The following is a 26114-nucleotide window of genomic DNA, read 5'->3' as shown; positions in this document are numbered from 1 at the left end:
ATTTTTTTATGTCCGAATCATCTGCCTGACGTTTCCAAGGAGGTAATACCTGACCTTTGCAAGGGAGGCAATATCTTGTGCCCCGCAGAGAAACATCGAAGCCCTGAGTTCCGTGTGAATTTTGTCTATTGCAGATCCAAGGGTTTCCTCGCCGGAAAGTGCCGGGCTAAGGAGGGATAAAGCCATCCCTCCAAGCGTGGCACCAAGAACGATCCCTTTTGCAATATCAAGACCGGTCTTCAACCCGCCTGTTGCAATAACCGGTCCTTTACTCACCTTCGCTACCTCAAAAACGCTGACTGTGGTAGGAATTCCCCATGTATGCAGAGAATTTCCAAGTCCGGCCAGAGCTTTATCACCGGCAGCATCCCTTTTCTGTGCACGGGCCCCCTCGATCTTTGCCCAGGAGGTCCCGCCGTATCCGCCGGTATCGATTGCTGAAACACCGGCATCGAAAAGCCGGGCGGCAACTTCAGAGGAAATACCGCATCCGGTCTCTTTTACGATTATAGGAACGTTTGCTTCTTTGCAGGCCGTTGATATGGCATCGAGACACGAGGTCGCATCATGGTCGCCTTCGGGCTGGACGGCTTCCTGAAGGAAGTTTAAGTGGATACAAAGTGCATCGGCGTCGATCATATCGACCGCGGCATCCACCCACTCCATCCCGTGGCTGGCCAGCTGGACCGCCCCGATGTTTCCGCAGAGGAAGGCATGAGGTGCGGCGTCTCTGACGACACTGAAACTGTCTGCAAGCTCGGGATTTTCGAGAGCAGCACGCTGAGACCCGACCCCCATCGCAAGACCGTATTTCTCCGCGGCACTTCCAAGCACGCGATTCACTTCGGCGGTGTCCGGATGGCCGCCGGTCATGGCGGAGATAAACAACGGCGAGGATAGATTTCTTCCAAGGAAATCGACGGAGAGATCGATCCTGTCAAGATCGCATTCGGGCAGGGCGTTATGGACGAGAATGATGTCTTCAAATCCCGCACTTCCGGCGGTTACGTCGGTTTCGCTGCAGAGGCGCAGATGATCCAGTTTTCGTGATGAGGTAGGTGTATTCGGGGTCATTTTTTCACCAGAGTTCCGCCGTAATTGTGTCCTGCGAGGAAGTCTCCCACACGGTTCGCGGCAAAGATGTGTGAGTCGACCCCCTCGTCGGCGAGAAGGAGAAGTTCATTGATCTTTCCGCGCATCCCGCCGGTTATATCGGTGCTCGACGACCCGCCGAGATCGATTTCTCCGACGTTTTTCCGGTTGATCTCGGAAACGATCTCGCCGTTTTCAAGAACGCCGCCGACATCGGTCGCGATCCCTACGCGTTCTGCGCCGAGTTTGACTGCAAGGTAGGGGACGATCTGATCGCCGGAAATGATACATGCGCCGCGTTTTGTGTCCATGACCACGTCACCGTGCAGAACCGGGATTATCCCAAGAGCAAGCATCTCTTTGATCTGCGAAACGCCTGCCGAGACGAGCCGACCGTTTTCCGCAAGACAGCACCCGAACGGATGGAGAGATACAGCTTCCATGCCGGCTTTGCGAAGCGAGGCGACCACTGAGCGGTTGAGCGTGGAAACTGCCGTGTGGGTTACATAAATTCCTGCGGCGTTTTCTTTCGTGACGCCGCCCGGGATATCATAGGCCTTTGCCTCGGGGTGACCGCAGGAGCCTGCCCCGTGCACGATGATGAGGGGGAATTTCCCGGCAAACGGGGCGATCTGCTCTGCCAGAAGGGTGATCTTTGCCGAATCGACGACGCCGTCTTCGGATTTTTTCGTTACAATACTGCCGCCGAGTTTGATAATTACCAGTTCACTCATCTTTTTCCCTCCGCGCCCCTTCCGTATCTATGGACGTGGTTATCGGACGGGCATCGCAGTCTTCGATCGCCCCGGCCACCCGGTTGCGGGAACCCTTTGAGCAGAGAGCCCAAATGCATCCCCCGCCGCCGGCGCCGGAAAGTTTTGCTCCGTATGCACCGGCATTCCTGGCCGCAAGAACCAGCTGGGACAAGACCGGGTGACCAACGCCGAGCGCGTCGAGGAGAGCATGGTTCCGGTTCATCAAAACACCCAGCTCTTTAGGATTTTCAAGATTGTGCATGGCTTCCATGGTCACGCCGCCGATCGCATCCATGATCCCGTTTGCAATCACGGGCGAGGTTCGTCTGAGTTCGGCGACTTTCTCCACCATCTCAGCGGTGTTGTGCGAGATAAGCGAGTTACCGATCACGATTGAGAGATTCTGCGGGGGAAGAAGACGGCGTTTTTCACTGCCCCGGATAAAGACCAGGCCGCCGAATGTCGAAACATACGTGTCGGTCGCACTGGCACGCCCGCCCTGCGTTGCTTTTTCCACCTCGAAGGCCAGATCCCCGACTTCTTCGCGGGTGTATCCCAGTTCAAACTCATCGTTGATCGCAAAAAGCGTTGCTACCGTCACGGCCGCCGAAGACCCGAGGCCCGAGGCGCTCGGCAGCTGGGATCTGACATACACACTGCCTTTCACATCGGTGAGCCGGAAACATTCCGAGATGTAAGGGGAGTTTGGTTTCTGATAATAACGGGAATGCCGAACCGTCACCTGAACCCGGGGTTTTATCGCCATCGCGATGGCAGGTTTTCCGTAAACAACTGAATGTTCCCCAAAAAGGATGACTTTTCCCGGAGCACTCCATGTTGCCATGTCAGACAACCTCCATGGCAGCATATCCTACTACTTCGGTCAGATCGCCGGTGACATCCCCAGATGTCTGATATAAAAGAACACGGGCCTCTTTTGCACCAAACGAGGAACAGATCAGCGCCATGGCGGCAATACATCCGTAGCCGCACATAGAGGGGCGAAGCCTGAACAGTGTATCGTAGAAGACGGAAACATCCAGATGCCTTACGGCTGCAAGGACGGCCAGATCTTTTTCTGCGGCAATCTTCGCCGGCACATAATGCGAACCGTCGCCAGATGCGATGATAATCGGACGGATCCCGGTGGTTTCTGCAGCAGACAAAACCGCCTGTGCAACCCTGACTGCACCGTTTGGCGACTGGTCTCCCATCAGGATCGGAACGATCCTGGCTTTTGGGAACCGATACCGGATGAAGGGCAGCTGAACTTCGAGGGAGTTTTCCTCTGCCGAGATCAAATCGTTCCGAACAGGAATCTGCGCCGAAAGGGCCTCGATAAATGCCGAGTCCGGGAACACGTTCCCAAGCGGCGTTTCCCAGATCATATCCGCGGTGGATGTTTCGAGCCCTGCATGACTTGGACCGAGCAGAACAAAGGTCCCGTTAAATGCCGGAGATATCGCGGCATACCCGTATGCGGCCGTTTTCCCCGAATACACATAGCCTGCATGAGGAACGAGTATCCCGTACGGATCCGAAACAGACGTTTCCGTAGCTGCAAAAAGAGCGGACAACAGTGCATCCAGCTCCTGCTCATTTTTTGGATAGAATCTACCCGAGAGTGTTGAGAGCCTCGCAGACTTTTCCGTAGCCTTGGGCTCTGCCGGTATTTTTGATATCATTGTTATATAATGGGAAGATTTCCAGATTCCCCATCTAACCGTTTTTGTCCGCCGAATGTGTGAAGCGTGGGGCGGGTGTATGTAAGGTATATTATTGTTGGTAGGGAAAGGCTTTAATTGTTGGGGTAGTGAGAGAATGAAAGCCGGAAAAAAGCAGATACGCCGAAAAAAAAGAGAAGGAGGGAAGCCGGTTTTCGGAAAGGAATTACTCGCCGCTGCAGCCTTTTCCTGACCCGTCGCCTTTGCCGCAGCATCCGAATTCGTTCTGGACATCTTTTCCAAGAATGCCGACGGCGTCAGCCCGGCATCTCTGACAATGACGCATCTGACGGACATAGGGTGCGCAAAGTTCGTGCATTTTTGCCTTATCAGCAGGCGTCGGCGGCACGACATCCTTGAATTTATACTGCGGGATAAGCGGTATGATATTGAAGTTGAAAACTCCCATGGCTCCAACCTTCTTTGCGATCTCCGGGATATGCTGATCGTTTACACCCGGGATGTACACAGTGTTGATCTTGACGAGCATCTTTCGCTTCACGGCTTCTTCGATACCTTTCATCTGGTTTTTCAGCAGAAGTTCGGCAGCTTCGCGTCCATGATACTTTTTTCCTCCATACTCGACGAACGTGTAGATCTTTTCACCGATGGCAGGATCGATCGCATTCAGGGTGACCGTGATGTTTCTGACACCGTATTTTTCCAGAATATCGATCTTTTCCGGAAGAAGAAGACCGTTCGTACTGATACAAAGAATCACATCAGGATACTTTTCATGGACGAGACGGAGCGTCTCGAACGTTTCCTCGTTTGCAAGCGGGTCTCCGGGCCCTGCGATTCCCACGACTTTAATGTGTTTCATCCGTGAAACGACTTCATCGATCCGCTCCAAAGCATCACCGGGAGCAAGGATCTCGCTCGTTACCCCCGGACGGGATTCGTTGACGCAGTCATAATCCCTGACACAGTAATTACACTGAATATTACATTTCGGAGCGACGGCAACATGGCACCGGCCGAACACGTGTCGTGCATCCTGACTGTAACAGGGGTGCTCGTTGATTCTTCGAAGCGTATCAGGATCATACGGCAGATTCTGGGCATCACGCAGATCTTTGTCGGTTTCACGGGAATCCATAGTAAATCTATTGTGTTTCGTTCTATAAAGTCCAAACGTTTCTGGCACTGATGATTCACAGATAGGCTTTATATTCACTGGGCGGAAATAGTTTAAACAGAGTAGCAAGGAGGAAGGAATGGTAGATATTGGCGGTCTTTTCGGCAAAAACGACAAACAGAATCCGTGGATAGCACGCGGGGAACAGGCATACGAAAAAGGAATGTACGACGACGCAGCCCAGCATTTCACAAAAGCTCTGGAACTAGAGCCGGGTTCGGCAAAGCTCTGGACAAAACTTGCCGCCTGCCAGAAATTTACTCAAAAATACGATGCAGCCTCCAGATCATACGCCAAAGTTGTGGAACTCAACCCGGATGATTTCCATGCCTGGACCTCGCTCGCGGTTATTCTGGGAGATTCTGGAAAATACGAAGAGGCACTCTCTGCCCTCGGCCATGTCGTTCTCCCGGAAAGCGAGGTATACCTCAAAGACAGAAAATGCGAGTGGCTTTTGCGTTCCGGAAAATACCGGGAAGCTGCCGCCGTCTGCTCGCAGCTCATCTCCCATTTCCCGGGAAATATCCAATACCGGATCCGTTATGCCGATCTTTTGATGCGAAGCGGAATGTTTGCCGAAGCACGATCGGTTTACGACGATCTCTCCTCCTCTCTGGGGCAGACGGACCTGATCTCCAACGCCGCATTCTGCAGCGAGATGACGGGAGATGTCGAAGGAGCGCTGAAACGGTATGCCCATCTTGCCGAAAACAACATTGTCGGCTGGTACCGCAGAGCCCGGCTCGAAGAGAGTCTTGGAAACTTTAAAAGCGCCGCCGCAGCATACGGTATGATCCAGCATTATGCGACCGGCGATGATATTACCGTCACAATCCGCCGGGCTTTATCATTTTACTGGGACGGAAACGGGAAAGAAGCCGCGGTCCAGCTGGAAAAGATCCTGGCAAAAGGCTACGCAAACGCTGAACTCTGGCATCTGCTTGGTACAATCTCGTTTTTGAACGGAGAATTCAAACGTGCCGTCGAAGCATTCGTCGAATGCATTCATCTGAACCAGACGAATTCTGCGGTTTGGTATATGAAAGGATGTGCCGAGTATCTCTCCGGAAAATACAAAGAGGCAGTCGAAAGTTTTGAGAAGATGGGAAAAATTGGAACCGCTGGACCATCGCCTGCGAAAATGAAATGGTTCGAGGACAGCGACCTTGATCTGTTCGATAACGCTCCGGCCCAGAAAGAACAGATTAAAGTCGAGGTCGGCGTCGTGAATGAAGGGCTTTTGGCTATGCAGGGATATGCCCTTGCGGCACTCGGCCGATACGCAGACGCAGACAAAGCCGCCGGCGTTGTTTTAAGCCATGCTCCCTCAAGGCTCGACATGGAACTTCTGCACAGTAGGTGTCTTGCCGGACTTGGGCGTTATCAGTATGCTGGAGACGCGGCAGCACGCGTACTTGCAAAATCTCCCGATAACATCGCGGCTTTGGAACGGCACGCCGAGTCCATGATGCTTGCAGGGAAATATAAGGAAGCCGCCGGATCATGGCAAAAACTCGTTGAAGCGGCGCCGGAAAACACGCTTGCCTATATCGGCCTCCTCAAAGCATGCAGCGGGACCGGGAAATATGCTGAGGCGGAGCAGCTTGCAGGCCATCTGTTAAAAGAGTATCAGCCCCGCGATCTTACAATCACCCTGCTTGCGGGAGATGCGGCCCTTTCCGCCGGAAATTACGAAGAGGCCGTTACCCATTACCAAAATGCCGTAGCCTTATCGTCCAATACGCCGGCACCATACATAGGTCTTGGATCCGCATATGAGATGCTCGGCGATTATGAAAAAGCCGTGGAAGCGTTTTCCTCAGCAGACGAAATCCTGCCGGACCGGCCGGGAATCCTTCTCAATCTTGGAAGGGTTCAGGCAGAGGCGGGACAAAATAAGGCTGCTGCACAAACCTATCTTGGAATCATGAACAACCACCCCGACATTGCCGGAGCGGCAGTTCATGTCACGACACTCTGCGCCGATCTCGGACGAAATGAAGAGGCGGCAAATGCGGCTTTAGCTGCATTATCCAAAGGAGAGGGGGGCAAAGCTCTTCTTACTCTTGGAGGAGATCTTTGTACCTCGGCAGATATGCTGGATCAGGCGCAGGACTGCTATACTGCAGCACTTAAATTAGATCCGGACGATATCCACTCCCTTTACTCGCTTGGACATGTCCACTTGTTAAAGGGCGAGTTCAAGCTCTGTGTCGACTACATGGATCGGTGCCTCAGCCTTGATTCCGATCACACCAAAGCTTTAGCTGACAAAGGATCGGCCTATGTGAACCTTGGCAGACTGGAAGATGCGGAAAAAGTACTTCGGCATCTGACGGATATCGACACCGCCAACACCAAAGCCCTGCTGGAACTCGCAGATGTTCTTGAGCAGCTGCAGAAGTATGACGAGGTCCTTGAGGTGTATGCAAAATACCTCCAGGCAGGCATTCCAAATGCGGATGTCATCAGAAAACTTGCTTCGATATATATCATGAGGGGTGAATATGACGAGGCACTCTCCGGATACGACCTCCTGCTCGAATCAAATTCAGACGACATAGTCACCCGCCGTCTGAGAGCCGAGGCTCTGCACTTCCTTGGGAAAGACATTGAAGCGGCAGAAGCCTGTGCAGAAATGCTGACTCTTCGCCCGCATGACCAGAGTATAAGATCCCTCTATGCCGCATCACTTGCCAACATCGGAAAAACGGAGGATGCCCTTAAACAGTATGCCGAGCTGACCCTCAAAGACCCGGAAAACACCGCAGCCCTCTTCGGATATGCCGAGATGCTATCACGCATGGGTAAATATCCGGAAGCAGTCAGACATTTCGACAAACTGATCGGAAAATACCCGCGAAACAGTCTGCTCCATATCGAAAAAGCCCTTGCTTCGATCAAGATCGGCGAACCGGCGGATATCACGAGCGACATGACGACCGCGGCCCAGGCCGATCCGAAAAATCCCTATGTCCTTTCCGGTCTTGGATTCATGCAGATGGTCACCGGCCACCCGACCGAAGCGCTCGCCGCATTCGACAAAGCGGAAACTGCGGGATGCAAAGACCCTGACCTGAACTTCTGCCGCGGGCTCATCTATCTTCAGCAGAACAGATTCGATATGGCGGAAAAAGCCGCCGACCACATCCTGAAAAACGATCCTGATCATATGCCCGCCATGCATCTCAAAGCTCGGTCTCTCGAGTCTGTGGGCAGACTCAAAGAAGCCATCGGGTATTACGACAGAATCGTGCAGCTCTCGGAGATCGATAAAGAGATGGGACCATCCGAGGACTGAATGCAGATTCAGATCGTCTGCGTAGGAAAGATCAAAGACGCCTATATTTCATCCGGGGTTGTCGAGTTTGAAAAACGTCTGCGGCCTTACGGGAAGATTTTCATCACGGAACTTGCCGAAGTGAAAATCCCGGATAACGCCTCGGCATCGGATGAACTCCGCGTGAAGGAGAGAGAAGGAGAACTGATCCTGGCAAATGTCAAGGAGGGATTCTTTAAAATCGCTCTTGACCCGAACGGGATGTCTCTCTCGAGCGAAGAGTTTTCCGATGTATTTCGCGATGCGAAATTATCCGGAAAGAACCTCTGCTTCATCATCGGCGGACCTCTTGGCCTGTCACCAAAATTGCTCCAATCGGTCGAAAAAAAACTGTCATTATCCCGTATGACCTTTACTCACCCCATGACCAGGCTTATTCTCCTCGAACAGGTGTATCGCGCGTTTCGGATCCTGAACGGCGAACCCTACCACAAATAACAGCGTATGGCCATGTTACCTGTTGTCATGTAGCATCAATATTATACGTGGTTAGTTCCAACATATAAGTACCATGAAATTGGTATACACCGGCAAAACAAAGGATGTATTCTCACTAGAAGATGGGAACTATCTGCTGAAATTTAAGGATAACTGTACTGGTGCTGATGGGGTATTCGATCCAGGGATGAACACAGTTGGCCCAACTATTGAAGGTGCCGGACGTGCTGGTCTTAGATTAACTGAGTACTTTATGAAGATCCTGAACGAAAAAGGGGTCCCAACTCACTTCATCAGTGCAGACATCGAAAATGTAACGATGACCGTAAAGCCCGCCAAGACATTCGGCAAGGGACTTGAAGTCATCTGCAGATTCCGTGCAGTCGGTAGCTTCTACCGTCGCTATGGCGACTACATTACGGAAGCAGCAGTACTGCCGGCATTTGTCGAGACAACGTTCAAAGATGATGCACGTGAAGACCCGCCAGTAACCAAAGATGCACTTGAAATTCTGGGCATCATGTCCCCCGAGGATTATGAGAGCCTGAAAGTTCTCACCCAGAAAATCGCCGGCATCATGAAGGAAGAGCTCGCAAAGAAGAACATTGAACTCTACGACATTAAGTTCGAGTTCGGTAAGATCGGCGACCAGGTTGTTTTAATCGATGAGATCTCCGGCGGAAACATGCGTGCATACAGAAACGGCGAGTACCTTTTACCGCTCGATCTGACAAGCAAGGTTCTCGACGAGTAACCATCCCTTTTTTTCTAAAAAAATACTTATATTAGTCTGGTCCATCATTCAGTATGAAGAAAATCAGACTGATGATTCTTGGAGCATGCATACTTGTCATCTGCATATTTGCAGCGGGTTGCGTATCTCCGGAAGTACCGGTGAACACGGATGATCCTGTCCTGACGGTTATTGTCGAAAAGGAAGGCATACTGATTCCGGCAAATGCTGCGATGACATTTATTCTCCCGGCAAATCCCACGACCGGCTACACCTGGAACGTAATGGAAAGTTCCGGACTGAATGTCACCGATGAGTATAAGTCGACACCTGTTCCCGAAGGGTGGACAGGCGGAGGAGGCTATCAGTATTACACATTAACCGCTGAAAAGGCAGGGACCTATACGTTCAAAGCAGCATATGCACGTTCCTGGGAAACGGATACCGAACCGATCTATACCATGAAGCAGATTCTGGTCTTTTCAGAGGCAGAGAACGATGATTATGCCGGCGATGTTATGCTGAGCGTACTGTTTGACGGGACGGTCAATCCGAAAGCAGGCGACGTTGTCAAAATCTGCACGGAAGGAAACCCGACAACCGGGTATTACTGGACAGCCGTAACGCAGGATGGATTAAAGGTCGTAAAGGATGATTATATCACTGATACCACCACCGGACTTGTTGGTGTCGGCGGAACATACGTTTGGTATGTAACGGCAGAAAAAGCAGGAACGTATGAGTTCAAAGCAACATATCAGAGATCAGGGCAGGATCCGGCAAATGTGTTCTTTTTCGATCTGACGTTTACGTAAATTCGGAAAGAGGTAAAATAAAAAGAAAAAATATTTTTTTATTCTTTCACTGAAATTTCAAGTCCGCCAAAGAGTTTGACGGTTTTGTTGTAGGCAACTGCAGAAATTGCTCCAGCAATCATGCCGATGATGAAGCCTGCGAGTGCGTAGATGATGAAATAGGCGAGGATGTCGACAACACCTAAACCAAGTCCAACTGTGAATCCTACGTCAAGCTGAAGATTGAACATCAGCAGAACACCTTTAAGTATTCCAAGGATTGCCCAGAGGACGGCCAATACTCCTCCCACAACAAATGCTGCGGATGATACACCAATATGCTCGATTTTCATGGTTTAAACCTATATTAAGAATTCACATCAGGATTATTTATAGACAACGGTTTTTTGGATTCAACCTCAAGGTATTTTAGAAGTTCAGCCGTACCGGCTTTATTCAGGGGCTGATTATTATTTCCGCATTTTGGAGAGTGAATACATGACGGGCAGCCGTCCATGCAGGGACAACCGGTTACCAGTTCATGGGCAAAAGTAAGAATATCCGGAAAAAGGTCCGCTGCTTTTTCAGTGAGACCTATGCCGCCTTTCACTCCATCATACATGAAAATGGTTGGAGCAAGGGTGTCACTGTGGAATGGGGTTGCCACCCCGCCGATGTCGGACCTGTCACACAATACATAATGCGGCATTGCAGCTATGAGGGCATGTTCAACACCGTGAAGGGATCCGGGAAAGGCTTCGGCATCAATTCCGCATTCCTCATCAATCGTAATCCAGCAGGCTTTCGTCGTGAATTGTCTTGGAGCAACGTCGAGCTCACAGGTGGTTACGATCTGATCATATTCGATCACTGAATACCCACGTAACTGTGATGAAACCAGGACTTCTCCATAATTTACGATAAGATCATTATGTCTTCTGGTTTTTTCTCTGGAAGTAATGGATATTTCCGTACTTATGATCGGCCGGGTAGAATAGATATCGTACGTTTTTACTACTCTGATAATGCGGAGTTCTGCATCAATGGTTTCGACACGATAGCGTTCCCCCTGGTGAAAAATGACTGCGCCAAAATATGCTTCCCGATATGCCTGATTTTCATCCATGGTCTCAAGGGTAGTATTTTCATAGCGTACCGTCCAGGATTCTGCGTCCATTCCAAAGAACGGTGTATTCTGTACCGGGTTATCTCCGCCGCAGTAGACATACCCTTTCGATGTACTGGCGAGGAGATGGGCATCCTTGAGAGAATCAATGATATCGGAGGCCGCTTCCCCGAAGTATTCCTGGTCACGCTCAATCCTGTAAGGTAATTCTGCGGCGGCACACAGGAGATGGGCTGAGAGTAGATAGGGATTATGGATTCCAAGAATCACTTCTTCCTGAGGAGCATTGAAAAAGGCCTCGGGGTTTCTGGCATAATACTGATCGATAGGATTCTGATCGGCGATAAAGGTGATGACCGCATCCTTTTGATTTCTTCCGGCACGCCCGGCCTGCTGGAGAACAGATATCATGGAACCCGGAAATCCGCTTATAACTACAGAGTCAAGACCGCCTACATCTATGCCGACTTCCAATGCATTGGTGCTGATAACGCCGGACATGTTTCCCGTTTTCAGAGCCGACTCGATCTCCCGCCGCTCTGACGGACGATATCCACCGCGGTACGATGCGATTTTACCAGCAGGCAGCTCCTCCCTGCATCGTATGGCAGTGATCTCTGCGGCTTTTCGTGAACGGGTAAAACATAAGGTCTGCATCCCTGCATTCATTTGAGAAGTAACCAGCTCGGCAGCGGCCGAGATACTGTTTTTGTTTTGCGGAGAGTATATGCGGAATGTGCGTTTTGCCCGCGGTGAACCGTCATTATCCACTTCGACAAACGGCAGGCCGGTTAATGTCTCGGCAAACGTCCCGGCATTTCCCAGGGTAGCAGTTGAAAGAAGAAACCGCGGGTCGGTATCATAATAATTACAGACGCGACGCAGTCTTCTCAAGAGAAGAGCGGTATTGGATCCAAAGATTCCCCGGTATCTGTGTGCCTCGTCTACCACAACATAGGAGAGATTGGCCCAGAAATCACCCCATTTTGCCCGCCATGCAAGAATATGGTGGAGTTCATACATGTTGGTGAGAATGATCCGCGAACTGGACCTGATCTTGGAACGAAGTTCCTGCCGGGTGTCTCCGTCGTAGATCGCCGGTTTTGTGCGTGCGCGAAGATCGGTGTCAAGAGATTTCAGGAAAAGCAACTGATCGCGGGTGAGCGCCTTTGTCGGATAGATGAACAGTGCCGTCGCTTCCGGATTCGCGATCAGACCTTCAAAAACGGGAAGCGCGTAGGCAAGGGTTTTGCCGGACGCGGTTGGAGTGGTAATAATGACATTTTTCCCCTCAAAAACGTGATCGAAGGTATCAGCCTGATGGGTATAGAGTTGAATATTTTTCTCTGCAAGGTAGCAGCCAAGCTTCTCCGAGACAGGAGAGTGAGGATTTTGAAACTTTGGCATTTTTGCCTCCTCGCATTTTATGTACATATTGTCTTTATTGTCTTCATCCATAGATGGCCTCACATTCAGTTCTGAGGAGGAAAGCAAGATTTGCTACATCAAGTTGGTTATGTTCAACGATCGGGACGAGTTTTGAAACGTTTCGGGTACGAAGATAATTCTGGTAATACTCCGGAACCAGATAACCCGGCAGGTCATCGGTTCTCGGTCTCTGGAGGATATATTTTTCGACTGTGCCCAAACAGCAGTTTGGAATATTCCTCCGTATAATCTCCGGGTGGGATACAGTAGGTCGAAATGGAGGTTGGGGGTTACCGTTCTCTCCCCGTAATAGGAGAGGCGATTATTCAGATACGGAACATCGAACCCTTTTCCATTATAGGTAACCACATGGGTATGTTCACAGAACAGCTGATTCGTCAGATAGAGAGCGGCAGGCTCATCCTTAATATCGCGAAGCAGATACTGAATGACGGTAAGTTCGTTTTCTTTCCAGAACCCGCATCCGAAAAGGATGATCGGCGACTGAAACATGCCAAGGGTTTCAATATCGAAATACAGAAGATCCTCTTTTGGAAAAGCATGAGAAAAACCCAGAAGGAGCGGATCATTTCCCCTGCGGGCATCCTGAAACAGGCGGCATATATCTTTGGGAGCATCATTTTCGATCACGTCCGCGATCTCTGATGCGCTGTCCCCCCAGCAGGTATCTCCTAAATCTGTCAAATAGAGATGTCCTTTTCTGCGAAGTTCAAAGGCGCGCCGTGGACCAATGCCGGGAATGAGTGTCAATTCACGCATGCACCGATCCCGAACCTTCTCCTCTGGAATACAATAATCGGAGTACTTCCATGTGGTTTTTTTCGCAAGGCAGACACCCTCCGGTGTCTCGATCTCATATGTTCCGGGAATCCCTCCGTAACCCGCCTTTGGCGTTTCGGTTTTCAGAAATACTCCCGGTATGAATGCCTTGCTGAGAGTCTGCATTGGACCGGATCAGCAGATAAGGTAATTCTGATCTTTTTCAAAGGACACTGATTCAGAGTTGTCGGATGCAAACCAGCAAAGCTTCGAAAGCTGATTTCTTCTCTGAATAATGGTGTATCCTTCTGCACGTTTTGCGATTGAGTTTAACGCAATGCTCGTCATAAACAAAAATCAACGTCAGAGTATATATATCCCGGACCGCGCGGTGCGATAATGCCTCTGCGGTCCATTTAAAGATCACAATTTAATCGCATATATTCATTATTTTCAAAATTTACGCAGATATTGCGTCCAAAATTGAATGCAGAAAAATGCTAGATAATCCAGCTGAACTCCGGGAGATACACTGATCAAATACACATCTTTACAATTACAGACGACATAACACGTACGTGATTTTTCATGCTTGAAATCGAAAACCTGCATGTGGAAGTTGGCGGACGTGAAGTTCTGCACGGCATATCATTAACCGTGCCTGACGGACAGACCCATGTCCTCCTTGGCCCGAACGGGTCAGGAAAAACCACCCTTCTTCGTACAATTATGGGCTTTGCTTCTTCCAAAGTAACCTCCGGTAAAATAATATTCAACGGCGTTGATGTCACGAATAAACCGGTTCACGAACGTGCAAAACTTGGAATGGGCATCATGTTCCAGCGCCCGCCTACAATATCCGGTCTGAAACTCGGCAAATTCATCACTGCAACAAATAACATCGATGAAGCTCGGATCCCAATAATCGTGGAAAAACTGCACATGACGAAATTCCTCGATAGAGACGTCAATGCGGGATTTTCCGGCGGCGAGATAAAACGCAGTGAAATTCTGCAGCTTACTGTTCAGAATCCGTCTTTTGTGATGCTGGATGAGCCGGAAAGCGGCGTCGATGTGGAAAATATGGCCCTTCTTGGAAATGCCGCGGCATCCCTTCTCGAGAAGGAGATCCACATGAAGAACCGTACCAAATCGGGACTTATCATCACGCACACCGGATATATCCTCGATTATCTCGAGGCGGATGTCGGATATGTTCTGATCGACGGATATCTGCAGTGCAGCGGGAACCCGCGTGAAATTCTCAAAAGTGTGAAAACATCAGGATACAAGGACTGTATATCATGCAGGAAATGAATGGATTCTCAGGGATCAGTCCCGAAGATAAAGAACGTCTTGCCTTGACCGGAATCCACACGGATTCCATGGAAGGACGTGCAGGGAGTTTCCTCCTCGTCAACGACCATATCCTTCACGCAGGTTCCCAGACGGAAGGCGTTGAAGTACTCATGATCGAAAAAGCCCTCGAAAAATACGAGTGGCTCAAGGAGTACTGCTGGAAGATCGTCCCGGCGGATAAAGATCAGTACACGACGTACGTTTCTGAACATCCTCAGAGAGGATACGTCATCATCGCCCACAAAGGGGCGAAAACCACGTTTCCCCTTCAGAGCTGTATGTTTATGCAGGGTGATACGATCCAGACGGTCCACAATATCGTCATTGCCGAAGAAGGATCCGAGGTCCATCTGATCGCCGGATGTGCGAGCTCTCTGAAAACAAAAGAAGGGGCACACTACGGAATCAATGAGATATATGTCGGGAAAAATGCCAAAGTGACCTCGACGATGATCCATACATGGGGCGAAGAGATCGAAGTCTTCCCGCGTACGGCAACCATTGTCGAAGAGGGAGGAACGTTCCTTTCTAATTATGTCTGTATGCGCCCGACGAAAATGGTCCAAATGTATCCAACCGCTTATCTCAAAGGCGAGGGTGCGGTCGCCCGCTTTTCGAGCGTGATCGTCGCCGGAACCGGATCAAACATCGATGCCGGATCAAGAGCGGTTCTTCAGGCGCCGAATACCAGCGCCGAACTGATCACCCGCGCCATTACAAACGGCGGAACGATCATATCCAGAGGAGCCATCATTGCCGAAGTCCCGCAGACGAAAGGACACATCGAATGCCGCGGCCTGATCCTAAAAGACGGCGTAATGCATGCGATCCCTGAGATCGACGGACGCGTTGTCGACATTGAACTATCCCACGAAGCGGCTGTCGGAAAGATCGCCAGAGATGAGATCGAATATCTCATGGCACGCGGACTTTCTGAAGAAGAAGCTACCGCCACCATTATCCGCGGGTTCCTGGATGTCAGGATCGAAGGTCTGCCTGATGCCCTCCAAAAGCAGATCGAAAATGCAATCGATTCGGCTGATCACGGATTTTAGATGAAGATCCATGATGTGAGTGTCGGCCTGCACCCCGGGATGTATGTATATCCCGGGGATCCTGAATTTTCTTTGATCAGGATGAAATCAGGAGATGCCGTCATCTCATCACTTTCCCTTGGCACGCATACCGGGACCCACATCGATGCGCCCGCACATTATTTCGAAGAGGGAATTTCCGTCAACAAACTGGAATTAAATAACCTGATCACGTCTGCCGAGGTCGTAACCTCGCCTCAAATGCCTGCAAAAAACTGTAAAGCGGTTCTTTTCAAAAATGCCGTTCCCTTATCTCTTGAGACGGCAAAACACCTTCTTCTTGCCGGCATCAAAACAATTGGCTGCGACACTCCATCCATAGGAGATGATGATGTTCATCGTTTTTTGCTGAAAAACGGCATCATCATCATCGAGGTGCTGGATCTTTCGAATATTCAGGATGGGGTGTATCGGATGGCAGCCCTGCCGCTGAAAATTGAGGGGGCAGATGCCTCGCCTGCAAGAGTTGTGTTACTTGAGGATAGAGTATGATACTACACGATGCTGTAAAAAAACTTCATGACGTTGCGCATGGAATGGGTACCGAAGACGGGGACCTTGTGTATATTAGCAAACCTGAAAACCACATCTGTCAGTTCTGTTCGGGCAGCTGTCTTCAGGTTTGTTTTGGAGGACGGGTCGCCGAGATTGCATCAACCGAACCTTTCTGCGCAAAGATGCGCCTTGAAAATCTCTATGATGCACCGCTGAAATCGCCGAAAACAAAAGCAGCTGCGGCAGGGGCGCTTACCGTAGTTACCGGTTTTCTGATGCTGATTCGAAACCTTGGTCCCTGTCCAACAGTGAACTTCGAAGACTGCCATGAAGAACTGGTCCAGCATCTTTCCGGGAAAAATGTTTACATTCTCGGTAGTGACATTCCAGGGATACAACAGGCCTTACTTCTGGAAGATGCCGACGTGGTTCTTGTGACCGGCGATGCACTTTTGAATACTGATCATCTCGAAGAAATAGATGAAGCAATCCTTCTGAAAAAAGAACTCCTATTTCTCGGGCCTTCATGTGCCGGCGTTGCCGCTCTTCTTGGAAAAAAGGCCTGGTGTCCCTATGGGACCTAATAATTTAACTCCATTCAGCACATAAAATAATTCATTATGCTTTTTGGTTCGTCCGGTATCAGACAATTGTTTGATCAGCACCTACTTTCTCTTGCACCTATCGTTGGGGCGGCAGTTGCAAAAAATGCAAAACATGTCGTTCTTGGGACAGATTCACGAACCAGCAGAAATGTTCTCGCGCACGCCGTAATCTCGGGACTGATCAGCGGCGGAGCAGACGTTGTCTACGGAGGAATCTGTCCCACGCCGACCGTTGCCTTCGGCGCCGGATTTGCCGATGCGGGAGTTATGATCACGGCTTCACATAATCCGGAACCCTATAACGGCATCAAACTTTTCCGGTCCGACGGCTCGTCCTACACCCTCGCTCAGCAAAAAGAGATCGAAGAGGAAGTAGATTGCCCCGTCTGGAGCTCATGGGATGAGCAGGGTTCCTTTACGGATGCCGATCTAATTACGCCGCATAAAGAAGCGATCCTTACCTCGGTTTGCATTCCAGAAGATATCACCATAGTAGTGGATTGTGGAAACGGGGCCGGCGGGCAAATCACGCCGAAACTCTTTGAAGAGTCGGGAACGGCAGTTATTCCGGTAAACTGCGATCCTTCAGGAAAGTTTGCCCGGCCATCCGAACCTCTGGAAAAAAATCTCCTGCACATCCCGAAACTGATGAAAAAAATCAATGCCGACTGTGCCGTCGTAAATGACGGAGATGCAGATCGGATGATGGCATTTGACAATCTGGGGCGGTATATCGACGGGGACCATCTGCTTATGCTTTTTGCAAAATATCTCGATGCAAAACAGGTTGTGACGACAGTTGATGCATCTATGGCGATCGAAGAGATCGCCGAAGTTCGGCGAACGCCGGTCGGTGATAGTTTTGTATCCGAGGAACTTATCTCATGGGGGACGTTCGGCGGGGAACCGTCGGGAAGCTGGATCTTTCCCAAGCACTCCCTTTGCCCTGACGGACCTTACGCTGCCGCACTTTTTGCCGAGATATCAGGTGAATGGAATGTTGCCGAGGAACTGGATGCGATGCCAAGATATACTATTCTTCGTGATGCTTTAGAGACAAAGAATGCAAAAGAGATCCTTTCCGGACTTGGCGCAGACAAACCAACTGACGGTATCCGAATCTCCGATGAAAACGGCTGGTGTCTGATTCGTGCAAGCGGAACCGAGCCGAAGATCCGCTGTACCGCTGAAGGAAGAACAAAAGACGATGCAAAACGGATGCTGGAATCAGGTATGAACAAAATCCGTGATTCAATGCATCAGATCAGGGAGTAATATATGCAGTGTGTAATTCTTGCAGCAGGTGAAGGTTCGCGTATGCGGCCCCTCACGACGTCCCGCCCGAAGGTTATGCTGCCTTTAGCGGGAAAGCCGATGCTTGAACATCTCATCTGTAATGTGCGTGATGCCGGCATTACGGAGATTCTTGTTGTTGTCGGCTACCATGAAGAATCGATCCGGACATGGTTTGAGAGCGGTTCAAAATTCGGTGTGTCGATACAGTATGTTACCCAGCGCAGACAGATGGGAACGGCGGATGCCCTGAAAACGGTCGAGCCGTTCATCCATGATACATTTCTCATGCTGAACGGGGACATGATCCTTGAAAGATCCGATTTGACAAATATTATTGATCTTCCAAGTCCGGTCATGGCCACCTCGACAACAACACATCCGGAAAGCTTCGGCGTGGTGACGGTAGCAAACAATAAGATCACCTCGCTGGAAGAAAAATCCCTTCACCCAAAATCAAATATCATTAACGCCGGGGCATATCTCTTCGATGCTGAAATATTTGCCGTCCTAAAAAAACTTTCACTGTCAACCCGGGGGGAGTATGAACTGACCGATGCTTTGACCGATTATATCGGTGATGGAAAACTTACCGCGTATCCATTGTCCGTCTGGATGGATGTGGGCTATCCCTGGGATATGCTGACGGCAAACGAACATCTCCTTGAGCGTATTTCGAGCGAATTAAACGGAACGATTGAAGAAAACGTGATAGTAAAAGGTCAGCTGATTCTTGGAAAAGGATCGGTCGTCAAATCAGGAACATACATCGAAGGTCCCTGTATTATCGGCGAAAACACCGTTGTCGGTCCAAATGCCTACCTTCGCCCGGGAACGACGGTTGGAAACAACTGTCACATCGGTCACGCCGTCGAGATCAAAAATTCCATCATCTTTGATGATACAAAAGTCCCGCATTACAATTATATCGGCGACAGCGTGATTGGAAGCGGATGCAACTTCGGCGCCGGCACAAAGATCGCAAACCTTCGTCATGACCATGGTCCGGTAAAGGTAGGCGGAAGATCAACCGGCAGAAAGAAATTTGGGGCAGTCATTGGGGACGATGTACTGTTTGGGATCAATTGTTCCGTAAACACCGGGTCTTCGATCGGCAGCGGGACGAGAGTCGCACCCCATACTCTTGTCACAGGGATGATCGAAGATAAAACGGTGGTGAAGTAAGATGACGGATATTCAGGCAGTGATCCTTGCTGCTGGTGAAGGGACGAGGCTTCGACCCTTGACGAAAAACCGCCCGAAGGTCATGCTGCCTGTAGCAAACCGCCCGATTCTCGAGCATGTGTTAAATTCGGTCGTTGCCGCAGGTATTCGTGACATCACGGTGGTCGTCGGGTATAGAAAAGAACAGGTAATGACGTTCCTAAACACCTATCCAATTCCTGTGAATGTGGTCGTGCAGGATAAGCAGCTGGGAACGGCGCATGCCCTTTCCATGGCAAAGGAGTATGTACATACAAAGACCCTCGTCCTTGCCGGAGACAACTACATCGATCCCGAGTCGCTGCGGTCCATACTGGACAAGGATAATGCCCTGCTGGTTGCACGCCACATCTCGCCTTCGAACTTCGGCGTAATTTTTGGAGACGACGGGAATCTTACACGTATCGTGGAGAAACCGGCAGATGTTCCGCCCGGGGCTCTCGTAAGCTGCGGTGTGTATATTTTTACGCAGGAGTTCATTCAAAAAATACGTGAACAAACGATTCCCGAATCCCTGCAGAATCGAATAAAGGAGGGGATGCAGATATCCATCGTTGCGGCAAGCGACTGGCAGGACGCGGTCTCTCCAAACGATCTGCTATCAGTAAACAAACATCTGCTCAGACAGGTGGTGGATTCTGTATCCGGTACGATCGATAAATGCGTCACCGTGCAGGGGCATGCCGTTATCGGAAAGAAAAACAGTCTGGGTCCGGGCACAGTGATTCACGGTCCGGTCGTTATAGGAGAGGGAGGTAAAATCGGACCGCACGTATATATCGGGCCGAACACCTGCATCGGATCGCGCGTTACGATCGAGCCGTTCACCTGCATTGAAAACAGTATCATCATGAACGATTGTGTGATCGGTTCTCACTCCCGGATCGTTGATACGATCATGGGAGAGGGGTGTATCTGCAGGGATCATCTCTCGTCATTCTCTGAAAAATCCAGTTCCGTTTGCGGGGATCGCGTAACTATCGGACCATTTACCGCCATCAAGGACGGGGTTATTGGAAACAATGCCAGCATCGAAGGCGGAAAGCTCCTCGAAAAAGAGATTCCCGATAACACTCTGGTGATGTAAAATGTGCGGGATTGTCGGTTATATCGGGTATCATGAGGCAGCTCCCATATGTACGAACGGCCTTCTTTCATTAGAATACCGTGGATATGACTCATTTGGGATCGCTACTCTCGCTCCCAGCCTCTCTGTCTACAAACATCTTGGAAAAATCTCGGATGCCAAAACATCTGCCAGTCATCTGACGGGAACTATTGGTATAGGGCACACGCGCTGGGCCACCCACGGTGTTCCAAGCGAGATAAATGCGCATCCTCACCTCGATGAAGCAGGAAAGATCGCGGTGGTCCATAACGGGATTATTGAAAATTATGCCGAACTGAAACGCGGGCTGGAGGAGCGTGGGGTCGTGTTTACATCCCAGACGGACACAGAAGTCATCCCCCACCTGATTGCCGAAAAGTATTCGGGAAACCTTTTCGAGGCGGTATCAGGCATCATTCCGCTTCTTGAAGGGTCGTATGCTTTGCTGATACTCGCCGAAGGTGAAGAGAAGATCGTTGCCGTCAGAAAAGGCAGTCCTCTGGTTCTTGGAATCGGTGATCAGGAATTCATTCTGGGGTCAGACGCGCTTCCGCTTCTGGAGTATACACGGAATGCGGTGTATTTCGAGGACGGCGATATCGCTGAAATCGGCAGAGGTGAATATAGAATCCATAATACCGGAGTTCCGGTGTCGCGCGAGATCACCGAAATCGAATGGAGCGGCGATGAGGTCAGGAAAGGAGGGTTCCGGCATTTCATGCTCAAAGAGATTTATGAACAGCCGGATGCTTTTGCCAACACCCTCTCATCAGTCAAACGTTGTTCAGAGATAGTTGATTCAATCAAAAAGGCCCGTTCCATAACGGTTGTTGCCTGCGGAACCTCCGCAAATGCATCTCTGGTCTTTTCCTATCTGATGGAGAGCGTCTGTCACATCCCAACCCGCGTGGTTCTTGGATCAGAGTTCAAGTACTTCCCGACTCCAGGCACTGATCTGGTGATCGGGGTTTCACAGTCCGGAGAGACGGCGGATACGATAGCGGCGCTGAAACTTGCAAAAAGTCTCGGGGCACAGACCATCGCAGTAACAAATGTTCTGGGGAGTTCCATCACACGCGTGGCTTCCTCCGTCCTGTATACGAGAGCGGGACCCGAGATAAGTGTCGCGGCAACAAAATCATTCATATCTCAGGTTGCTGCATTTATGCAGATCGTAAATCTCCTCACTGACCATTCCCTTGAGGCGGAGTTAGCTGAAGTTCGCCGATATATTCCGGACGTCTTCACCATTGATCTTTCAAAGGCAGTCGATATATGCAAAGATGCCGCAACTTTGCTGTATATTGGAAGGGGGATGTTCTATCCTGCAGCATTGGAGGGGGCATTAAAGATGAAAGAGATCTCCTATATCCATGCAGAAGGATATGCGGCCGGTGAGTTGAAGCACGGGCCGTTTGCATTGCTTTCTTTGGAAACGCCGGTCATCGGGCTATGCTTTTCAAGTACCGTTTATCCCGTGATGATGTCAAACCTGAAAGAGGTAAAGGCCCGCAGTGCACCCCTTATCGTGATTGGAAAAGAACATGATGCCGATCTTGAAGAGGTGGCCGATGTCTGTATTATGCTTCCCGACGTGTCAGAATACGGTTCGGTTATTCTGTCTTCGATCATATTACAGCTGCTCGCATATCACACCGCAGTCGCTCTTGAAAGAGATGTGGATATGCCGAGAAATCTGGCAAAAAGTGTGACGGTTGAATAAAATTACTCTCCGACTTTTTTCGAGGTGCTTTTCCAGAGAACAGCATCTTTGCGTCTGGAATACAGACCGGCCAGAAGATAAAACTGATTCGTCACAAAAGCAGTGAAAAGATTTCCTTTTCTGATAACGCTGAACAAGAGAAATGCAGCAATTAACAACAGAAGCAGCAGAGGGACATTGAGAATCAGGCCGATCGAGAAAATAAGGCAGCCAATCAGAAGCATCGTCGGCGTTACCACATACATCCATAGGCGGAGGGGATAAAAGACTCTACAGAAAGGGCGGTCAATTTTCAGAAGGTCAAGGTTGGCAAGCGTCGTCTGGATAAGACCTTTGGCCCGCCGTACTTTTTGGGTGTACTGTTTTTTGAGATTTTCCGGAAGTTCCTCATAGATCGCGGCGCGTGTTTCATAAAATGTCCGATACCCTTTTCGTATCGCTTCATAGGCAAGATTTGCATCATCCGCCCCGTTTGTTTCGTTCACTCCCCCGACAATACTTTTTCTCAGGATTAAGAGACAGCCGTTGAATGCCGGCGTGGCGTCGTGAGCCGATTCCCATTCTGCCATTCTGCCGAAGTAGGATCTGTAAGTTTTTTCCATTGAAGTGACACGGTCGGCTCCGGGATTCGGCTGAAGATCGCCTGTTCCTGCAGCAAATCGATCATCTGCCAAAATCCTCAAAACGAGTTGTTCAACGCTACGATTATCCCAGACCAAATCTGCATCCGTTGCGATGACAAGCTCGCTCTCAGTGAGCCCAATCCCCGTATTGAGTGAGGTGTTTTTCCCAGATCTCTGTTCATTAATATGTATTTTCCAGGAAAAGTCGACATTCGCCAGTTCACTTCGTGCGACCTCTTCAGTTTTGTCATCAGAACAGTCGATAACAAGGACAACTTCCATCAACTCATTTGGATATGTGCAGGAAGAGATACTTTGGATCTTTCTGGCGATGGTTCTTTCTTCGTTGTAGGCACAGATCACAATGGAGATGGCAGGAAGGGTCTTTTTTGTGTCCATATCCATTTCGGCTGGCTTTTTTCCGAATGTTACGCCGAATAAATATATTACGTAGGGAATGATTGCAAGAAGTATGATTCCCGCCCCGACTGGAAGGAGATAGAGATACATTATTTATTATTCATTGAACCTGTTCCATACTTAGAAATATTGCTGAGAACTGATTTGCTTTACAATTATTTTATCATATAAAACGCCCAGATAATACATATCTAATATCTACCAGTGAGAAACAATGGATTTTAAGAGTTTTTGGAACGATAAAAAATATCGTTATGGCATTATCGGACTCGCTGTCCTGATATGTACTTTAATTGCTTTCTGGATTAGAATAATCCCGATGGCAGGACTTGCCGGCACAGGAGATATGACGGCAGGTCCGGATGCCTGGTATAACCTGCGACTGATAGAAGTAGCACTTGCAAATAACTTTGGCTTCATCTTCTTTGAACCAATGACATTGTATCCGACAGGACAGGAGATTGTCTGGGGTCCACTCTTTACCTACATCGCTTCATTCTTTGCTCTTCTCGCAGGAGCAGCATCAAGGGTAGATGTGATCACTGCAGCTTCATGGGCACCGGCAGTTCTTGGAACACTGATGGTTCCCGTCATGTTCTTCCTTGGAAAAAGGATCGGCGACTGGAAAACCGGCATCATCTCTGCTCTTTTCATCGCAGTGATAGGAGGCCAGTTCCTTTCCCGCTCACTGTATGGACATCTGGATCACCACATCGCAGAAACATTTTTCTCCTGTTTGTTTTGTCTCTGCTATGTTCTCGCATTGTATGCGCTGAGCGATAAAAAAATCGATTTCAAGCAGGCCGCAACGTTAAAGTTGCCGGTCATTTACGGCGTTATTTGCGGTATCGCGTACTTCCTTGGTCTTCTTACCATGACGACCATGGTTGTCTTTGGATTGTTCGTCGCAGTATTTACGTTGATTCAGTTCGTTCTGAATCAATATTCTGGGAAACCAACGGAGTACCTGCTGACATTAAATGTGATAACGTTCATGATTGTCGCTCTGGGACTGCTATTATACGGCATACGTGATCTGAGTTTTGGCTTTGTTAACTATTCCTTAGGTTTGTTCCTGGTACATCTCTTCCTCGTTCTCGGTACGATAATATTGTACCTCATCTCACGTTTCATAACAAAGTTCGATAAACCATGGTATTATTATCTGATTACTCTCGCTCTGCTGTTGGCAGGAGGTTTGCTATGCCTTGCAGTCGTTCTTCCTGATCTCTTCAGTGCACTCATAGGAAATCTTGCCGGATTTTTCGCAAACAATACCACGGCAGCCACTGTACAGGAGATGTCGTCATGGTCTTTTGCCAGCGCTGTTTCATCATACAACTGGGGAATCCTGCTTGCCATCGGCGGCTTTGTATGTCTCCTCTGGAAGATCTGGAAAAACCAGACTCCCGGTCTTATCTTTGTAGTCATATGGTCCCTGTTCATGTTTTTTGCGACTTGTGCTCACATACGCTGGGAGTATTATTTTGCCGCAAATGTCGCATTACTCGCCGCAGTATTCGTAGGTTGGGCAATTACGTTTGCACAAAAAGATTTTGCTTTGCTCGTAGGAAACCAACCGGATACAAATACGCCGGTTGAATCTGCAAATAAGAATGAGATAAAGAAATCCAAAACCAAGGAAAACTCTGCAGCAGAAAAACCAAGTTCAATCAAACTTGGTATCTGTGCCATTATTATGATAATAGCAGTGGTATTTGTTGGATTATCTGCTGCATATGCCGTTGAACTAAGTTCTGCCTCTGCAAACGGAGGTACTCCACAGGACTGGATCGATGCATGTGAATGGCTTTCCGTAAACACTCCCGAGACTGGCGTAGATTATCTGACGATTTATGACGAATCCACATTTACCTATCCATCAGAGTCCTATGGTGTTCTTTCATGGTGGGACTATGGCCACTACATCACCACCATCGGTAAACGGATTCCAAACAGCAATCCGTTCCAGGCTGGGGTTACCGGTGAATACGGTGTTGCAGCCGTGTTAACCAATACCGATGAGTCACAGATTACGGAAAAGCTGGATTATCTTGGTACAAAATACGTGATGACCGATTATCTTATGGCAAACGGCATCTTCGGAGCGATGGCCATCTGGAATGACACCACATTACAAACAGCCCCGTATTACTATTCATTCCTTCAACAGGGCACGGATGGAACTTATTCCTATGTCTCGGCAGCGACACCTGAGTTCTACGACACTTTGACTGTCAGACTCCAAAACTTCGACGGCTCAATGACTGATGCAGGAAATGTTTATGTGGTAATCACCGATTCAACTGCAGGATACGGTGTCCCGGTGATCACATCAGTCAAAGCCTACAGCAATGCAGACGAAGCATGGGCAGCTGCAGAAAGCTACAATGCCAACGCGGCAACTGGAAAGCAGGCATACGTGATCTCGGCTCCCACGGACCTGACCAATTACGATCTCCCAAGTGTTGATGTGCCAGCACTTCAGCACTTCCGCCTGGTGCATGAAACCGCGACCTACGTAGTGGGCGGCTACGTTACTGGAGCAAATGAAGGCGGTACCGCATATGTCAAGACATTTGAATATGTTCCTGGGGCTGTCATCAATGGAGAAGGAATCATAGAAGTCGACGTTATTACAAATAACGGACGCACGTTCACCTACCGTCAGGAAAGCGTGAATGGACAGTTCATTGTACCATATTCAACCACAGGAAGCTCATATGATGTTAAGACTACGAGCCTCTACAGAATTGTTGGAACAGACCAGACGTTTACCGTCTCAGAAGAAGCAGTTTTGAATGGTCTGACCATCAACTAAC

At 49.4% G+C, this 26114-nt stretch carries 23 protein-coding genes and 1 pseudogene; 13 read left to right on the top strand and 11 right to left on the bottom strand.

All coding sequences use genetic code 11. The annotated features are described in order from the left end of the window. Nucleotides 1-6: 6 nt before the first annotated feature. From fni to nifB, 5 genes are all read right to left on the bottom strand, one after another. Nucleotides 7-1074, bottom strand: a complete 1068-nt coding sequence (gene fni, locus MLAB_RS03585) for a type 2 isopentenyl-diphosphate Delta-isomerase (protein WP_011833056.1) — start codon at nucleotides 1072-1074, stop codon at nucleotides 7-9. After that, complete coding sequence (locus tag MLAB_RS03580) at nucleotides 1071-1826, bottom strand: isopentenyl phosphate kinase (RefSeq protein WP_011833055.1); 756 nt, start codon at nucleotides 1824-1826, stop codon at nucleotides 1071-1073. Before MLAB_RS03580 ends, fni begins: the two co-directional genes overlap by 4 nt. Next, complete coding sequence (gene mvk / locus MLAB_RS03575) at nucleotides 1819-2691, bottom strand: mevalonate kinase (protein WP_011833054.1); 873 nt, start codon at nucleotides 2689-2691, stop codon at nucleotides 1819-1821. The genes MLAB_RS03580 and mvk overlap by 8 nt, the downstream gene beginning before the upstream one ends. A gap of 1 nt (nucleotide 2692) precedes the next feature. After that, a complete protein-coding gene (gene amrB / locus MLAB_RS03570; protein ID WP_011833053.1) occupies nucleotides 2693-3532 on the bottom strand; it encodes an AmmeMemoRadiSam system protein B in 840 nt (279 codons plus the stop codon). Between the two features lie 205 nt (nucleotides 3533-3737). Further along, complete coding sequence (gene nifB / locus MLAB_RS03565) at nucleotides 3738-4670, bottom strand: nitrogenase cofactor biosynthesis protein NifB (protein WP_011833052.1); 933 nt, start codon at nucleotides 4668-4670, stop codon at nucleotides 3738-3740. A 118-nt stretch (nucleotides 4671-4788) separates the two neighbouring features. On the opposite strand from nifB, the gene MLAB_RS03560 reads away from it, so the two are divergent. From MLAB_RS03560 to MLAB_RS03545, 4 genes are all read left to right on the top strand, one after another. Further along, nucleotides 4789-8010 (top strand): tetratricopeptide repeat protein, encoded by a 3222-nt coding sequence (locus MLAB_RS03560; protein WP_011833051.1) that lies wholly within the window; start codon nucleotides 4789-4791, stop codon nucleotides 8008-8010. After that, the gene (rlmH, locus tag MLAB_RS03555) at nucleotides 8011-8487 is read left to right on the top strand and encodes a 23S rRNA (pseudouridine(1915)-N(3))-methyltransferase RlmH (RefSeq protein WP_011833050.1); all 477 of its coding nucleotides are present in this window, start codon (nucleotides 8011-8013) and stop codon (nucleotides 8485-8487) included. A 73-nt stretch (nucleotides 8488-8560) separates the two neighbouring features. Continuing rightward, the gene (locus MLAB_RS03550) at nucleotides 8561-9241 is read left to right on the top strand and encodes a phosphoribosylaminoimidazolesuccinocarboxamide synthase (protein ID WP_011833049.1); all 681 of its coding nucleotides are present in this window, start codon (nucleotides 8561-8563) and stop codon (nucleotides 9239-9241) included. A gap of 53 nt (nucleotides 9242-9294) precedes the next feature. Continuing rightward, on the top strand, nucleotides 9295-10035 hold the full coding sequence (locus tag MLAB_RS03545; protein WP_011833048.1) for a protease inhibitor I42 family protein: 741 nt from the start codon (nucleotides 9295-9297) through the stop codon (nucleotides 10033-10035). Nucleotides 10036-10073: 38 nt separating this feature from the next. On the opposite strand, the gene MLAB_RS03540 is transcribed toward MLAB_RS03545, so the two are convergent. The 5 genes and pseudogenes from MLAB_RS03540 to MLAB_RS09805 all read right to left on the bottom strand — a co-directional run bounded on the left by MLAB_RS03540 (nucleotide 10074) and on the right by MLAB_RS09805 (nucleotide 13696). Beyond that, a complete protein-coding gene (locus MLAB_RS03540; protein WP_011833047.1) occupies nucleotides 10074-10367 on the bottom strand; it encodes a hypothetical protein in 294 nt (97 codons plus the stop codon). 14 nt (nucleotides 10368-10381) lie between these two features. Continuing rightward, nucleotides 10382-12598 (bottom strand): DEAD/DEAH box helicase, encoded by a 2217-nt coding sequence (locus MLAB_RS03535; protein ID WP_011833046.1) that lies wholly within the window; start codon nucleotides 12596-12598, stop codon nucleotides 10382-10384. Beyond that, the gene (locus tag MLAB_RS10070; protein WP_394295756.1) at nucleotides 12591-12788 is read right to left on the bottom strand and encodes a ribonuclease H-like domain-containing protein; all 198 of its coding nucleotides are present in this window, start codon (nucleotides 12786-12788) and stop codon (nucleotides 12591-12593) included. The genes MLAB_RS03535 and MLAB_RS10070 overlap by 8 nt, the downstream gene beginning before the upstream one ends. A gap of 44 nt (nucleotides 12789-12832) precedes the next feature. Next, a pseudogene (locus MLAB_RS10065) lies at nucleotides 12833-13348 on the bottom strand (ribonuclease H-like domain-containing protein); the annotation flags it as partial. A 195-nt stretch (nucleotides 13349-13543) separates the two neighbouring features. Further along, nucleotides 13544-13696, bottom strand: coding sequence for a hypothetical protein (locus MLAB_RS09805; RefSeq protein ID WP_187146134.1), 153 nt, complete (start codon nucleotides 13694-13696; stop codon nucleotides 13544-13546). Nucleotides 13697-13936: 240 nt separating this feature from the next. Here MLAB_RS09805 and MLAB_RS03525 point away from each other — a divergent pair, with 240 nt between their 5' ends. The 8 genes from MLAB_RS03525 to glmS are packed head-to-tail and all read left to right on the top strand — an operon-like array spanning nucleotide 13937 to nucleotide 22249. Further along, a complete protein-coding gene (locus tag MLAB_RS03525; protein WP_011833044.1) occupies nucleotides 13937-14665 on the top strand; it encodes an ABC transporter ATP-binding protein in 729 nt (242 codons plus the stop codon). After that, nucleotides 14653-15762, top strand: coding sequence for a SufB/SufD family protein (locus MLAB_RS03520; RefSeq protein ID WP_011833043.1), 1110 nt, complete (start codon nucleotides 14653-14655; stop codon nucleotides 15760-15762). Before MLAB_RS03525 ends, MLAB_RS03520 begins: the two co-directional genes overlap by 13 nt. Further along, entirely contained in the window at nucleotides 15763-16293 is a 531-nt protein-coding gene (locus MLAB_RS03515) for a cyclase family protein (protein WP_011833042.1), read from the top strand. It abuts the gene before it with no gap. Beyond that, nucleotides 16290-16880: a hypothetical protein gene (locus MLAB_RS03510; RefSeq protein ID WP_011833041.1), complete on the top strand. Its 591-nt coding sequence runs from the start codon at nucleotides 16290-16292 to the stop codon at nucleotides 16878-16880. The genes MLAB_RS03515 and MLAB_RS03510 overlap by 4 nt, the downstream gene beginning before the upstream one ends. Before the next feature lie 36 nt (nucleotides 16881-16916). Further along, nucleotides 16917-18176, top strand: a complete 1260-nt coding sequence (locus MLAB_RS03505) for a phosphopentomutase/phosphoglucosamine mutase (protein WP_011833040.1) — start codon at nucleotides 16917-16919, stop codon at nucleotides 18174-18176. A gap of 3 nt (nucleotides 18177-18179) precedes the next feature. After that, the gene (glmU, locus tag MLAB_RS03500; protein ID WP_011833039.1) at nucleotides 18180-19379 is read left to right on the top strand and encodes a bifunctional sugar-1-phosphate nucleotidylyltransferase/acetyltransferase; all 1200 of its coding nucleotides are present in this window, start codon (nucleotides 18180-18182) and stop codon (nucleotides 19377-19379) included. 1 nt (nucleotide 19380) lies between these two features. Beyond that, on the top strand, nucleotides 19381-20505 hold the full coding sequence (locus MLAB_RS03495; protein ID WP_011833038.1) for a sugar phosphate nucleotidyltransferase: 1125 nt from the start codon (nucleotides 19381-19383) through the stop codon (nucleotides 20503-20505). A gap of 1 nt (nucleotide 20506) precedes the next feature. After that, a complete protein-coding gene (glmS, locus tag MLAB_RS03490) occupies nucleotides 20507-22249 on the top strand; it encodes a glutamine--fructose-6-phosphate transaminase (isomerizing) (RefSeq protein ID WP_011833037.1) in 1743 nt (580 codons plus the stop codon). A gap of 2 nt (nucleotides 22250-22251) precedes the next feature. Here the strand turns inward: glmS and MLAB_RS03485 are convergent, their stop codons facing one another. Continuing rightward, nucleotides 22252-23277, bottom strand: coding sequence for a glycosyltransferase (locus tag MLAB_RS03485; protein ID WP_187146133.1), 1026 nt, complete (start codon nucleotides 23275-23277; stop codon nucleotides 22252-22254). 229 nt (nucleotides 23278-23506) lie between these two features. Between MLAB_RS03485 and MLAB_RS03480 the strand changes: the two genes are divergently transcribed. Beyond that, nucleotides 23507-26113: an oligosaccharyl transferase, archaeosortase A system-associated gene (locus tag MLAB_RS03480; RefSeq protein WP_011833035.1), complete on the top strand. Its 2607-nt coding sequence runs from the start codon at nucleotides 23507-23509 to the stop codon at nucleotides 26111-26113. The last annotated feature ends 1 nt before the right edge of the window (nucleotide 26114 follow it).

Origin of the sequence: Methanocorpusculum labreanum Z, from assembly GCF_000015765.1 — an archaeon.
Classification (GTDB): Archaea; Halobacteriota; Methanomicrobia; order Methanomicrobiales; family Methanocorpusculaceae; genus Methanocorpusculum; species Methanocorpusculum labreanum.
The sequence above is the reverse complement of the archived record's forward strand: the minus strand, read 5'-3'. Positions and strand labels throughout refer to the sequence as shown.